At 65.1% G+C, this 13,533-nt stretch carries 9 protein-coding genes and 3 pseudogenes; 5 read left to right on the top strand and 7 right to left on the bottom strand.

Features of this window, described 5'->3' with window-relative positions; all coding sequences use genetic code 11:
- Positions 1–32: 32 nt before the first annotated feature.
- The 4 genes and pseudogenes from M8J71_RS15500 to M8J71_RS15485 form a co-directional block, all read right to left on the bottom strand.
- On the bottom strand, positions 33–734 hold the full coding sequence (locus M8J71_RS15500; protein WP_256248705.1) for a DUF305 domain-containing protein: 702 nt from the start codon (positions 732–734) through the stop codon (positions 33–35).
- A gap of 285 nt (positions 735–1,019) precedes the next feature.
- Positions 1,020–2,170: pseudogene (locus M8J71_RS15495) on the bottom strand (DUF2252 domain-containing protein).
- Between the two features lie 200 nt (positions 2,171–2,370).
- On the bottom strand, positions 2,371–2,781 hold the full coding sequence (locus M8J71_RS15490) for a hypothetical protein (RefSeq protein WP_256248704.1): 411 nt from the start codon (positions 2,779–2,781) through the stop codon (positions 2,371–2,373).
- 438 nt (positions 2,782–3,219) lie between these two features.
- Positions 3,220–4,059: a phosphatase PAP2 family protein gene (locus tag M8J71_RS15485; protein WP_256248703.1), complete on the bottom strand. Its 840-nt coding sequence runs from the start codon at positions 4,057–4,059 to the stop codon at positions 3,220–3,222.
- Positions 4,060–4,686: 627 nt separating this feature from the next.
- Here M8J71_RS15485 and M8J71_RS15480 point away from each other — a divergent pair.
- Positions 4,687–4,890 (top strand): hypothetical protein, encoded by a 204-nt coding sequence (locus M8J71_RS15480; RefSeq protein WP_256248702.1) that lies wholly within the window; start codon positions 4,687–4,689, stop codon positions 4,888–4,890.
- A 406-nt stretch (positions 4,891–5,296) separates the two neighbouring features.
- On the opposite strand, the gene M8J71_RS15475 is transcribed toward M8J71_RS15480, so the two are convergent.
- Positions 5,297–5,599 (bottom strand): DUF4193 domain-containing protein, encoded by a 303-nt coding sequence (locus M8J71_RS15475; protein ID WP_256248701.1) that lies wholly within the window; start codon positions 5,597–5,599, stop codon positions 5,297–5,299.
- Positions 5,600–5,861: 262 nt separating this feature from the next.
- Between M8J71_RS15475 and resB the strand changes: the two genes are divergently transcribed.
- Entirely contained in the window at positions 5,862–7,574 is a 1,713-nt protein-coding gene (resB, locus tag M8J71_RS15470) for a cytochrome c biogenesis protein ResB (RefSeq protein WP_256248700.1), read from the top strand.
- On the top strand, positions 7,574–8,686 hold the full coding sequence (ccsB, locus tag M8J71_RS15465; RefSeq protein ID WP_256248699.1) for a c-type cytochrome biogenesis protein CcsB: 1,113 nt from the start codon (positions 7,574–7,576) through the stop codon (positions 8,684–8,686). The genes resB and ccsB overlap by 1 nt, the downstream gene beginning before the upstream one ends.
- A 221-nt stretch (positions 8,687–8,907) precedes the next feature.
- Here the strand turns inward: ccsB and M8J71_RS15460 are convergent.
- Positions 8,908–10,105 (bottom strand): annotated as a pseudogene (locus M8J71_RS15460) (amino acid transporter); the annotation flags it as partial.
- Positions 10,106–10,439: 334 nt separating this feature from the next.
- Here M8J71_RS15460 and M8J71_RS15455 point away from each other — a divergent pair.
- Both M8J71_RS15455 and M8J71_RS23660 read left to right on the top strand, forming a co-directional pair.
- Positions 10,440–12,143 (top strand): dolichyl-phosphate-mannose--protein mannosyltransferase, encoded by a 1,704-nt coding sequence (locus M8J71_RS15455; RefSeq protein ID WP_374114855.1) that lies wholly within the window; start codon positions 10,440–10,442, stop codon positions 12,141–12,143.
- A 42-nt stretch (positions 12,144–12,185) separates the two neighbouring features.
- A pseudogene (locus M8J71_RS23660) lies at positions 12,186–12,323 on the top strand (c-type cytochrome biogenesis protein CcsB); the annotation flags it as partial.
- A gap of 310 nt (positions 12,324–12,633) precedes the next feature.
- Here M8J71_RS23660 and M8J71_RS15450 read toward each other — a convergent pair.
- On the bottom strand, positions 12,634–13,515 hold the full coding sequence (locus M8J71_RS15450) for a ZIP family metal transporter (protein ID WP_256248698.1): 882 nt from the start codon (positions 13,513–13,515) through the stop codon (positions 12,634–12,636).
- Between the last annotated feature and the right edge of the window lie 18 nt (positions 13,516–13,533).

The raw sequence follows: 13,533 nt of genomic DNA, 5'->3' as shown, positions 1-13,533 counted from the left end.
GTGTGGGTTTCTCGCTTTCTTCCAAAACGGGGTCAGAGTCTGCCGCGCAGTTCCTGGAGGGCGGTGATCTCCGCTGTCTGGGCGTCCACGATGCGCGCGGCGAAGTCCCGGACCTTGGACGTCTCGGCGAGGCGGACGGCGGCCTTGGCCATGTCGACGCCGGCTTGGTGGTGGCGGATCATCATGTCGGTGAAGAGCCGGTCGGCCTCGGCGCCGGACGCCTGGCGCAGCGCCTGCATCTGCTCGGCGCTGGCCATGCCCGCCATCCCGCCGGCGTTCTCCATTCCGCCTCCGGCGTCCGGTGTCATGGTATGCCCGGCACCGGCATCTGCCCCCATCCATGCTCGGGGCGGTGCGGTGCCTGCCTGGCGCAGGCCCCAGTCCTGTAGCCAGGCGAACAGTTGCCCGTTCTGCTGTTGCTGGGAGGTGGCGATGTCGTACGCTATGGCGCGGATCTCGGGGTTGGCGGACTTGTCCCGGATCAGCAGGGCCATTTCGACGGCCTGGGCGTGATGGGTTTGCATGTCCCGGGCGAATCCGGCGTCAGCGCCGGCATCATTGACCTGCACCGGTGCGGGGACTGCGGTCAGCCGGCCGATGGCGAAGAACGCCCCGGCGGTGAGGACCACGACGGTGGCGAAAACGATCCATAGCCGCTTCGACCGGTGGGGCCGCGTGCCCGGCTTCCGGGCCTCGGGTTCCTCGGGAGCGGATGTGGGTCTGCCAATATCCATGCCCACATGATATCCACGTCGATGGGCGGTTCTGCGGGATTCAGGGTTTGAACCGAACAGCACCTCTACGTGAAGTGGCAGCCGGTGGTGTCGCCCGCGCGAGGCTGGCGGCGCCATGGTCCGGGCCTATGACAGAGGTTTTGATGGGCAGCGACGGCCATGGGTGTACACAGGGCCCGGCTTGCCGCCCGTTCCAAGCCGCCTCTCAGCAGGGCCACGACATGAGGGCAGCGTGTCAGGATGGACGGAGAAGTGGCCGGCACTGCGCGGCGTATCGCGGCCGGATCAGTCCTCGATTTCTGCTGCCAGCTTCCCTCCGCTCACCGCTTTCACAAGCTCGAGATGATCGGACTCGGCGTAGTCGACGGCGTACGTGGCGAACGCGGCGTCCATCCACACCTCGTCACCGCAGTATCCGGCCAGCAGCCGGGGGTCGATCGAGCGGGAATGGGCGCGTGCGAGCAGGGCACCGGCAAGGCGCCCATAGTCATCCAGGTGGTCTGGTTGAGCGTTGTCGCATCGATCTCGCCTTTCCGGTTGCGGAATTGACGGCTGATAAACGGTCGCCCCTGGATCGTTGTCCAGCCAAGGAAGAGATCCGTTTCGGACTGCACCAGCCGCGCGCCGTGCACGATCCGCTTGCCCTCATGTTCGGGCCGCGGGTGGCCCAGGTAACCGTGCAGGACACTGGGTTTTGCCTGCTTTGCCTGCAGAACGAGCGTTTCCTCCCCGTTGCCGCGGAGCAGGATGAGGTAGTTGCGCAGCCCGACACTGCCGGTCCCCACTACGCGGAAGGCTACATCGGACACGGCGTAGCGGGCTAGCAGATGCCCGCGGGATTCGTGCAGGCTTTCCGCGTAGAGCGGCAGCGCGCCGATCACGGCATCGGCCGTTGCCGCGGTCACCGCACTGAGCACCGGCGGGTCGGGGACAAAACGCCACTCCCGGTCGTCCTGACGGGTGCATTTCGCTGCGATCCGAGCGCTGGTGTTCTTCCTGGCCTTGCGGGTGGCCGCGGCGAAGTCGTCCATCAGATCGTCGGCCTTCACCCTGTCCAGCACGGACTCGTCCCCCAGCGCGGTCCATGAGTCCAGGAACGGCAACCGGGCCAGATGCCCGCTGGTTCGGCGGTAGGCACGCACCGCGTCCTCCGCCGCGTCACGGCAACCTGCCTCGGAGACGCCGCCGACCCGGCCGGCCGGGATGAGGCTGGCCGCCAGGCGCTTCAGGTCCCATTCCCAGGGGCCCGGTGCCGTCTCGTCGAAGTCATTGATGTCCATCACGATGCGGTCATCGCGTGTACCATACAGCCCAAAGTTCCCCGCGTGCGCATCACCGCACAATTGCGCGTTCAAACCGCTGCGCGGGCCTGCGGCGAGGTCACCGGCCATCAGCCCGGCACTTCCCCGGAAGAAAGCGAACGGGGAGGAAAGCATCCGGCCAACCCGCAACGGGATCAGCTCCGGCAGCCGGCCCTGATTGCCTGCCTCCACAAACTCCCGCACCGGGGGCCTGGCGGCGGCCAGGACAACGTTCCGATGTATCTGGTGACCGGCAACGTCACACAAAGCACGCCCGCGCGCAAACCTCCCGCGGGTCCACCCACTGCCCCGACACGGCCACCCGGGCACCAGGATCACCCACCACAACAGTTCCTCTCCAGACGCGGAGTCCTCGTCTCTGGATGTGGGACATCCGCCAGCCCGGTGGTCCTGTGTGTCGGCAGCACGGCCTGGCCCGGCGATGCGCCGCCGCGTCCCGCTGTGACGTCATCGCCGAACGCCAGGGCGTGCCGAAGACCGGCCATCACTTCCTCAACCTGTTCAGTGGTGCCGCCCTCTGATATGTAGCCGCATCGGCCATCTGATGATGCCGCCCGAACGTGTGCCCCCGCGCCCTCGTCCGTGGTCCCCGTGCCCTCGTCCGTGTCCGCCGCCATGCCCGTCGTGCTCATGGGCGTCACCCCTGCCGTAGCCACGGCCGTCGCGCCTGGAACCTCCATGCCCGCTGCCGTGTCCTTTGAATCTGCCGTGGTGTCCCATGACATCTCTTCCCCTCATCGTTTGTCCCGCCGCGTCGGTGATCGGGCGACTTGACCTCGCTTTGGATGTATCGGTCTCAGCTTAGGAATTCCTGAGGCACAGCCAATGGAATGTTCCAATACAGTGCAGCTGAGATTAGTCCTCCGCAGACACGACACCGGCCACGCCTATGTTCTACGGGGACACCGACCCTGAGCTCGTCGTTCAACGGTTTCACTTGAGGCAAAGCAGGCCAATGGACTGTGCTTTCTGCCTGCGGGCGGTCCCCTGACGTGCGAGCCCCATGGGTAGTAAGACTGCCTGGTGATGGCCAATGGCTCTGGCGGGCTTTTTAGGTTCCGCCAGGCGACATTTTCGGGTTTAAAGCACCGTGAACCCCTACATTATCGGCGGATCAACGCCAGCGAGGCTACGCGTGCCGCGCTCACCACAACGCTTCAGCTTCAGCCGGGAGGCGGGTCGGGGCGCAGTTGCCTGCTCGCACTGACAGTAAGGTAGAGGCGGTGGGCGGTGATGACCATTGCCAGCCATGCCGCGCCCAAGGCCCAGGCCGCGAGGACGTCGGTGAGCCAGTGGTGTCCAAGGTATACCCGACTCAAACCCATCGTCGCCGCGAATACTGTAGCAACGGCAACAGCCAGCAGGCGGCGGCGGGAGGTTTTCAGGCGCAGGACTACCAAGTAGGCCACGATCCCGGCAACAACCAGCGATCCGAGAGCGTGGCCGCTGGGAAAGGCCGCGGAGTACTGATAGGGCGGCACGGCATCACTGAACGGAGGACGTAACCGGCCGATGAGCTGCTTGCCGGACGTGATCATCAGCACTGCCCCGGCACCGGAGGTCGCGATCAGGATAACCGGGGTCCAGGACCGCCGCCGGAAACCCAGGACAGCGATAGCGATCAGTGCAAGCACGGGCATGCCGATCCCGCCACCGATATTGGTGTACGCGGTCACGATGACGTCCATGGCAGGGGAACGGACACCTTTCCCTGCCTCAAGAACCGGCTGGTCCAGCCCGGCTACGCCGTCGGCTTCGGTGACGGACTCATAGACCTCCGCAAAGACCGACGTCAGGGCTGCAGCGATCACCGCACCTGCCGCCAGTGTCAGTATCAGGGCACCATGCGGGCCCAGCCTTTCACTGATCCATTGGACAGCATCGACCAGCGAACGGGCGGCCCGGTAATGCCATCGGGTGAGGTCCCGGCCCCCGACGAACCGGTCCTGATTCAACTCACCCTGCACGCTTTCATCGGTCCGGTGACGTCGTTCATCTTCCAAGATCGTCCTCTCATCAGCCCGCAGTCCGGGCCGGGAATAAGTAAGCTTAGCGCTTGCCACAGCGGCCGGCTTTGGCGGCAAGCTGTGGCGATTAGGGACCGCCGTTGATCCGCCGGGCGTACCGGGACAACCGTGCCTGCCCCGCCGCCGCTGGTCGATTCCCGGGCGAAGCAAACCCGGCGCCACCATCAGCTTCGGCCTGAACCTCTTCAGTAACGCCACCTCACCATCGATGACTACGCAATGTGCGACACTGTCGGAGCACCCGCACCCTGACGCCGGAAACAATGGCCGGCTCGAGACCTGCAGCGCTGGAACGGGTACCGGCGCTGCCGCGCCAGCCTCCTGCATGGGTGGGTGAGTGCCGGAGCTGAGCGGCGGGTAATTTAGAGGGATGGCACACCTTTCTCCTCAGTTTCTGCGCGCCCTTTCCTGTGTGGCTGCCGACGCTGTCCTGGGAGCCCTGTCCGGCTGCGCGAAGCAGGTCTCAGTGGGCGACGCGACGTACCGGCATGGCAGGCCACCGCACTTCACGCCGGCTCGGGAATCGTAGCGGCGGACGCCGGCAGGATCCTCAACAGGCAGCCGATGGTTCACACGAAGGACGTGTAGGCAGGCAGCTACACGTTGACGCTGGTGTGCGAAGGCGGCGGCAAGGCCTTCCTGACCGTGCGATCCGGCGGCAACGAGGTGGTGGAACTGGGGGCGGCCTGCAACGGCGCCAAGGAAACAGCCAAAATCAGCGTTACCAAATCAGGCCCGTTGGAAATACTTGCGTCCAGTGTGGACGCGCCCCTGCTCTACGCCTACCAACTGACGACTGCCGGGTAGGCGGCCAGTCCTGTCAGTTCCCGCCACCGACCGCGACACTGCCTCAACTAAATTGGCGCAGCCTCTTGCCACACCGGCCGTCAGAACGCGAATGTCCGCCTTCGCAGAACGACAAAGCCAGGCAAAACCGCACCGGCGCAGCAAACAGGGCGCAGCAGGCAGGTGTCCGTATATGACCCGACTAAACTAAGTGACGGCTCTTTCCAAACCTGGTGGAGTGTCCTTCGCCACCGCAAGGTCCGGTCATCGGCGAAGATCCGGACCCTTGCTGCTGCGTCGATCGTTCCGGATAAGATCGAGAGCCAGGTTCGGTGGGCTCGTTTTCGGTTCGCCCCGCAGCCTGATCGATTGCCTTGCCAGCCGCACGCGGCCGGGGCAATGCTGGTTCCGGCTGTGGTCGCAAGGGTCAGCCTTCGCATTCGAGGCAGGAAGCGTAGCCGTCAGTCCTGGTGGCTATCTGTGAACGGTGCCGGACCAGGAAACAGGAGTAGCAGGTGAACTCGTCGTCCCCTTGCGGGATGACCTCGATGGCCAGCACCTCATCGGAGAGGTCAGCGCCGGGCAGGTCCATACCGTCGGTCAGGTCAGCCTCATCCAGCTCGCGGACCACACTGCGGGCATCCGGGGCGTTCGCGGACCGGAGGGCCGCAAGCGTGGCATAGCGCGATTCTGCGACATCGGGTCTTGCTTCGTCGTAGTCAGTGGCCACCTTGGTTCTCTTTCGTTTTGTGGTTGTTTGGGGATGAACGGTACCTCATGCCACGGGGACGTCGACGGCCACAGTGCCGGTGATGCGATGCGAACCTCATGTGCTGAGGGCACCCATGCGGCTCACGTCAAAGGCCCGGGCCACGCGGCGATTGGCGCCTTCATATAATCGTATGAAGATATACACAATCATCACTTCTACGTATTGTAGAAGACGCGGTCAATGGAATCTCACCCGCGCCGCCACAACCGGAAAGTAGCCGATGCCTGTACACAGCGCTCCGGAGGCCGGAACCGCAGTTCCCCCGCCGCTTGGGCTCCCCGGGATGCTGCGCTGGTCCTGGACCCAGCTGACCAGCATGCGCACAGCCCTGTTCCTCCTGCTGCTGCTGGCGGTAGCCGCGGTGCCGGGTTCGCTGTTTCCTCAGCGGCCCGCGAATCCTGCCGTCGTGGCTCAACACATCAAGAACAACCCCGACTACGGGAAAATCCTTGACGCGCTGCAGCTCTACGATGTGTATTCCTCGGCCTGGTTCTCCGCGATCTACATCCTGCTGTTCGTCTCCCTGATCGGCTGCGTGCTGCCCAGGGCCCGGGCACATTGGAAAACCCTGCGCTCCGCCCCGCCGCGCACCCCCAGACGACTATCCCGCCTGCCGGAGTACGGCACCCTGATGCTGCCCGCAGACGCCGGGATCCCGCCCGGGGACGCGATCAGGGGCGCCGCGGCAGCGCTGACGAAGCGCGGCTACCGCGTGGAGGTCCGGGACGCCGACACCCCGATGCCGTCTTTGGGGGCCGAACGCGGTCTGCTCAAAGAAGTTGGCAACCTTCTCTTCCACAGCTCGTTGATCGGCGTGCTGGTATGCATGGCGATTGGCGGGCTGTTCGGCTACCGGGGACAGAAAATCCTCATCGAAGGCGGCACTTTCGTCAACACGCTCGTCAGCTACGACAACTTCACGCCCGGGACCAACTTCCAGAGCACCCAACTGGACCCCTTCACCGTCACCCTGGACAAATTCGAGGTCCGCTTCGACCGCGAATCAACCAAGCAGTTCGGCCAGCCGATCGACTTCACCGCCGCCCTGACCACCCAGGAGGGACCGGGCGCGCCACCGCGGCAGCAGATCCTGAAAGTCAACGAACCGGTGTACTTCGGGGAGACCGGAATGTTTCTCGTCGGCAACGGCTACGCACCAATCGTCACGGTGAAAGACGGAAACGGCGCGACCGCGTTCAGCGGCCCGATCGTCTCCATCCCCACCGACGGCGTCTACACCTCGACCATAGTGATCAAGGCCCCGGACGCCGGACCATCCCAGCTCGGCTTTGCCGGCTTCTTCCTGCCATCCGCAATCAAAAACGAGGGAGGGGTCGCGTACAGCTTCGATCCGGACCCACTGAACCCGCAGCTGAACCTGAACTCCTACTACGGCGACCTCGGACTGGACGGCGGAACGCCCCAAAACGTCTACAGCCTGGACGTAAAGAAGCTCACGCAGCTCAACGGCCGCGACCTTCCGGCCGGCGGAATTGTCCTGAACGCCGGGCAGACCTACACCCTGCCCGACGGCAAGGGTTCGATCAGCTTCGACGGACTCAAACGCTACATCGGCGTCGACATCCGGACTGTTCCAGGCCAGGGCGGCGTCCTGGCATTCTCACTGCTGGCAGTCGCCGGGCTGGTGACCTCCCTTTATGTGAACCGCCGCCGGGTCTGGGTCCGCGCAGGCATCCACGAGGACGGACGGACCATGGTCGAGTACGGGCTCCTGGCCCGCGGCGAGGACCACCGCCTGGCAGCGGAGGCCGCGGCCGTCCGGTCATTGCTGGCCGGGCAATTACGGCTCGATCCCCGGACGGCTCCCAGCGATCAGGCGGATCATGACGTGACAGACTCCTCCCGGGCACAGCCCACAGCAGGCCTCATCCAGTCAACAGCAGGCCCGTACGAGCGAACGAAGGAACAATAATGCCCGACCTCAACGAAACCATGGGCGCCTACAGCGAACTCTTTATGCTGCTGGCTGCCGGCACGTACACAGTGGCGTTCATCGCCTTCGCCTGGGACCTCGCCAGGAGCAGCAAGGCACTGCGCGCGGTGGATCTGAAAGCCGCCGCGGCCTCCGCGGCGCCGACCAGGATTCCGGTGGCGGCCGGAGCGGGTGCCGGCGCAGTTGACGGTCCAGCTGATCGGGCCGGCATAGACGTCAGCGGGCCCGCGGGACGGGCCGAGCGCCCGTCATCGGCCACCGGCCGCGCATCACAGGCAAACGGCCCTGCCACCGGGCAGACGGCCGACCCCGGCATGCGCTACGGAGCCGAACGCCGTGTCCCCGCCCGCGTTGCCGTGGCACTGACCGTGCTGGGTGCAGTCATCCACGCAGCCGGCGTGATCACCCGGGCCCTCGGCGCAGGCCGCGTCCCGTGGGGCAACATGTACGAATTCCTCACCACCGGAGCGTTCGTAGCCGTTGCCGTCTTCCTGCTCGTGCTGATCCGCCGCGACCTCCGGTTCCTCGGCACTTTCGTGATTGGCCTGGCCATCATCATGCTGGTGGCCGCCTCCGTGTTGTACTGGACCCCCGTGGGGCACCTCGTACCTGCGCTGCAGAGCTACTGGCTGATCATCCACGTCTCCATCGCCGTGCTGTCCTCGGCTCTCTTCACCCTGACGTTCGCCATGTCCGCCCTGCAGCTCGTCCAGACGCATCGGCAGAAGACCCTGGCTGCCGGCGGTCCTGACAAGCTGGGCTTCATGCGGCTGGTTCCCAACGCCCTGAGCCTGGAAAACCTCTCCTACCGCATCAATGCGATCGGTTTCATTGGCTGGACCTTCACCCTCATGTTCGGCGCCATCTGGGCCGAAAAAGCCTGGGGCCGCTTCTGGGGCTGGGACACCAAGGAAGTCTGGACGTTCGTGATCTGGGTCGTCTACGCCGGCTACCTGCACGCCCGGGCCACCCGCGGCTGGACCGGAACCCGCGCGGCCTGGCTGTCGATCGTGGGATACCTGTGTGTGGTCTTCAACTTCGCCATCGTGAACCAGTTCTTCAGCGGACTGCATTCCTACTCCGGGCTGTGATGCCGGAAAGCTCACCGGCGGCTCGCCAGATCCCCCGCGGTGGGTGTGGAACGTCAGGCTGCAGTAGGCGGAGGTTCATCGTTTTCGCCGGATCAGGCGGGTTGAGCGTCCGGTGACGATTGTTCGCGGGACGCTTCGGATCCGTGGTTCGGACCCTTCTTTTTTCACAAGGCTGGCCCGGCAGGGGCCCTCTTCAGGGCCTCGGCTGCCTGAGGGTATGTCTATCCCACGTGCACCCAGGGCCGTTTGGTGACGTCGGGTTCGGCTTCTCGTAGGACTTCGCGGGTGACAGGGGCGATTTCGCCCTCGCCGAGGAACAGGAAGTTCAGGAGATTGATTGACCACGGGGTTGCCTTCGGTCCAACGGAAGTAGACGTGCGGCATCCGTCCTGTTACGTCCCTGATATGCAGGAGCACTGAGGCGATAGTGTTCGGAAGTACCGGGCCGTGGACGTCGAGGACCTGGTAGCCGTGACGCATCACTCCCCGGACTTCCAATGCTGTTTCGAAGTCGGAGGAGTCATCGACAGTGACTTCCAGGAATATCGCATTGTGCTCCAGGGGAAGGGGGTGGTTGACCTCGATGGCAGAGGTGCGCTTCGCGCGGTAGGCCTCGGGGCTGATGCGAAGCGGCTCGTGGGCGATTATGGAGATGGGCCCGGCGAGGTCACTGGACATGAATTCCAGGGCGGCCCGGTCCAGATGGACGTGGGTTGCGTGCAGCTCGAAGGATCGTCTGACCCGCGAGAGCAGCGAGATGACGATGATGGCCAGAATGAAGAACCCCGCGATCCGGATGCCTTCGGGCCGTTCGATGATGTTCGAGATAGTCGTGTAGACGAAGACAACGGCGATGGCCCCGAAGCCGATGGTGCTCCGGGGTTCCTTGTTGCGACGAGCTGAGAGCGTCACTGCTATGGCGGCGGAGGTCATCAGTACCAGCACGCCAGTGGTGTAGGCGCCGCCCTGTGCATCTACGTCGGCGTCAAAGAGGTAAGTAACCAGGAACGCGATCAAGGTGAACACCAACACAAGGGGGCGTACTGCCTTGGCCCAACCGGGGGGCCATGCTGTAACGGGGAAGATACCGGGGGACGAGGTTCAGCAGGCCTGCCATCGCCGAGGCGCCGGCGAACCAGAGGATGGCGATGGTGCTGATGTCACACAAAAGCCTGCGCCAAGGTATTCGTGCGCCAGGAACGCCAATGCCCGGCCGTTCGCCGGACCGCCTGGCTGGAACTCCTGCCCCGGGATCAGGACGACGGTGATGAAGCTGGTCGTGATCAGAAATGCGCTCATGATCACCGCGGCACTTGTCAGCAGCCTGCGGGCCCCTTTGATGCGTCCGACGGGGTTTTCCTCGGTGTCGCCGGCACGACCCCTGATCTGTCGCATGACAGCGACCCCGGTTTCGAAGCCTCACGGCCCAGGGGTCAGGGCCCAGGGGTCAGGGGTCAGGGGTCAGGGGTCAGGGGTCAGTCAACATTGTGTCCGGCGTGCTGGGCGGGCTGCCTCTGCCCTTGAACGGAGTGATCGTGGGGCAGCGCCACGATCGTGGAAGCCGGTGCGCGGACGCGAAAATCCGCCGTGATGCCCGGACTCCGGCTCCTCGGCTAGGGCGAAATCGGCCCTGTCACCCGCGAAGCCCTAGGAGAACCGGGCCCCGGGAAAGGCCTCCGGAACCGGTCGTATGGTCCACGGGCCAAGCCTGCTACTGGCAGGTTGCGCCAGCGACAAAAGATAGCATGGGCAGGTGACGCAGACCTCCGTACCACCTGTCGAGGCCCCCCAGGTACCTTTGGAACAGCCGTCCGGGGTGCTGGGCCGAAACCTTGAGAGGCACCGGTGGATCCACCGACCGCAGGAGGCATTCACGGAAGGCGCCCTGCAGGAACGGCTGCTCGGCAGCATCCGTTCATGGCGCGATTATCCGCCGTCACTGCGGCTGTGGTTTTGGCTGATTCCGGCCATCAACGCCGCGATTGGCGGCGTCCTCCGCTTCATCCGCCTGGACACTCCGCGCAGCCTGGTGTTCGACGAAACCTACTATGTCAAGGACGGGTATTCGCTGCTGGTGAGCGGGTATGAACGCAGTTGGCCGGACCAGGCCAACGAATCCTTCAATGCCGGGAACCCGACCGTTCTGCTGGACACCCCCCAGTACGTGGTCCACCCGCCGGTCGGCAAGTGGATGATCGCGGCAGGCATGTGGCTTTTCGGGCCCGACAATCCCCTAGGCTGGCGGTTCGGCACAGCGCTGACCGGAACCCTGTCCATCCTCCTGATCACCCTGATCGCGCAAAAAATCTTCCGCTCCCTGACTCTGGGTGCTGTCGCCGGCCTCCTGCTCGCCGTCGACGGACATCATCTGGTGATGTCCAGGACCTCCTTGCTGGATATCTTCCTGATGTTCTGGATCCTCGCCGCTTTCGGTGCGCTCCTGATGGACCGCGACGACGGCCGACGGCGGCTGGCCGGGCGGCTGGGCCGCCAGTCGGCCGCCTCCCCGGACGGCAGGCTGTCGGTGCTTCAGCTGGTTTCCGGACCATGGCTGGGCGTCCGCTGGTGGCGCATTGTGGCGGGTGTCTGTCTGGGCCTCGCCGTGGGCACCAAGTGGTCAGCGCTGTTCTTCATAGCTGGCTTCGGGCTGCTGACCGTCTGCTGGGACCTGAGCGCGCGCCGGATCGCCGGGATCCGGGGCTGGATCAGCGGCGGCATCATCAAGGACGGTATCCCCGCTTTCCTGAGCATCGTCCCTGTTGCCTCACTGGTGTACGTGTCAACGTGGGCCGGCTGGTTCCAGTCCAAGGATGCGTACTTCCGCCATTGGGCCGACACCAACCCCTCGGCCCAGTGGGGCTGGATCCCGGAGCCGCTGCGGTCCCTGGCCCACTACCATATGGAAGTCTACAAGTTCCATCAGGGGCTCGGCTCCGAGCACCCCTACGAGGCCAGCCCCTGGAGCTGGCTGGTGATGGGGCGCCCCACATCTTTTTTCTACGAGTCCCCCAAGGCGGGAAGCCCGGGCTGCGACGTTGCCAGCTGTGCCTCGGCCATCCTCTCGGTGGGCAACCCGCTGATCTGGTGGAGTGCCACGGTTTCGCTGGTGATCCTCCTGTTCTGGTGGGCGGGCCGCCGGGACTGGCGGGCCGGTGCCATCCTGGCGGGGGTCGGCGCGGGCTACCTCCCGTGGTTCCTGTACCCGGAACGCACCATGTTCACCTTCTACGCAGTGTCCTTTGAACCGTTCCTGGTACTCGCTCTAACATATTGTTTGGGCCTGGTGCTTGGGCGGCGGCAGGACCCGCTGTGGCGCAGACGCTCCGGGCTGTACCTGGTGGCGCTGTTTGTGGCCGGAACGGTGCTGCTCTCGGCGTTCTTCTACCCCATCTGGACCGCGGAGATCATTCCGTACCAGGACTGGCGGTTCCGGATGTGGATGCCGTCCTGGATCTAGGGCAGAATGCCGGCGGCTCCCGCGAACTGCAGCAACGAGCATGTGGCGTTCATCGCATTCGCATGGGACCTCGCCAAGAGCAGCAAGGCACTGCGGGCGGTGGCAGTTGACGTGCCGGCCGATCCGGCCGGCACGGATGTCAGTGTGCCTGCGGGGCGGACCGAGGGGCCGTCCTCAGCCATCCCGTCCGGCTGCTGCTTCGATGCCGGGTTTCCTGGGTGCGAGCCGCAGATTCCGGAGACGCAGCCCATATTGCGGAACTTGAGCGTGAATTTGCGTTCCAGTCCGGCGGCCAGCTCGAGTTGAGCTGGCCCCGCGGAGCTTTTACGCGATGACCAGTAGCCCGGTGGCGAACATGACGGCGATTCCGGCCACGATTCCCGCTGTCGTCAACGGGGTACGCTCCGGCCCGTGGGGTCCTTGAGCATCGGCAGGAGCTTGATGGCTACCTGGCCGACGGCGCCGGCGTCGAGCCCCAGAAGGAACGCGCTCAGAGTGGGCTGGGCCACGTTGGCGCCGATGAGGGCCCCGAGCACCGCGGGGCCCCCGGCGATGAGGCCCAGACCGCGAGCCGGCCAAGGCCCGGGCGCTCCCGGGCCAGGGGCGTGACAATGGCCAGTCCTTCGGTGGTGTAGTGGATGGCAAAGCCGACGATCAGCGAGGAGCCCAGGGCCAGCGGACCCACCGCGTATGCCGAGCCGATGGCGAGGCCTTCGCCGAGGTTGTGCAGTCCGATGCCGACGGCGATCAGCAGTGCCAGCCTGCGGGGTGGGAGTGCACCCGGCTGCCCTGCGCTGTGCAGGTCCTGGTTCCGCCGCATCCACTCGTCGGTTGCCTCCAATATCAGATAGGAGATGATGGCTCCCAGGATCACGACGAGGGGGCCGCCGAAGGAGCCGTTGCCGGCGACGAATCCAAAGCCTTCGAGCGTGGCGTCGAAGGTCAGGAAGGCCAGCAGGCCGATGGTGAAGCCAGGGAGCACCCGGATCCAGGCTGCGGAAGAGCGGCGGACGAACGGCATCCATAGCATGCCCAGGGCCACCGGGATGACGCCGACATAAATACCCAGAAGCGTCATGAGACCGAAGAAGGAACTGTCACGTTCGGGGCTCAGGGCGGCGGCCGGGATGTCCGCGTTGATCTTGCCGCCGATCGCGGCCACGAGAGCCACCTCGTAGGGGCCACCGTCCACCCAGTTGTAGCTGATGGTCAGGGTGGACGCCTCCAGCGGGGCCATGGTTTCCCGGGTCTGAGTGAACTGGGCATAATAGTCCGAGACGCTGACCTGGGCGATGGCCACCGGATCCGGCCCGTCGTTACGCACCGTCACCACAATCTGGCCGGGTGCGAGACGGATGTCCTCGACAGCCACTTCTTCCTTGGGTGGAAC

Origin of the sequence: Pseudarthrobacter sp. R1 (assembly GCF_024494415.1) — a bacterium.
Classification (GTDB): domain Bacteria; phylum Actinomycetota; class Actinomycetes; order Actinomycetales; family Micrococcaceae; genus Arthrobacter.
The sequence above is the reverse complement of the archived record's forward strand: the minus strand, read 5'-3'. Positions and strand labels throughout refer to the sequence as shown.

What these genes read in the sequence shown, in the direction of transcription:
- resB (WP_256248700.1), top strand. Translation starts at nt 5,862, where the DNA reads ATGCCTGTACACAGCGCTCCGGAGGCCGGAACCGCAGTTCCCCCGCCG.
- M8J71_RS15500 (WP_256248705.1), bottom strand. Translation starts at nt 734, where the DNA reads ATGGATATTGGCAGACCCACATCCGCTCCCGAGGAACCCGAGGCCCGG.
- M8J71_RS15490 (WP_256248704.1), bottom strand. Translation starts at nt 2,781, where the DNA reads ATGTCATGGGACACCACGGCAGATTCAAAGGACACGGCAGCGGGCATG.
- ccsB (WP_256248699.1), top strand. Translation starts at nt 7,574, where the DNA reads ATGCCCGACCTCAACGAAACCATGGGCGCCTACAGCGAACTCTTTATG.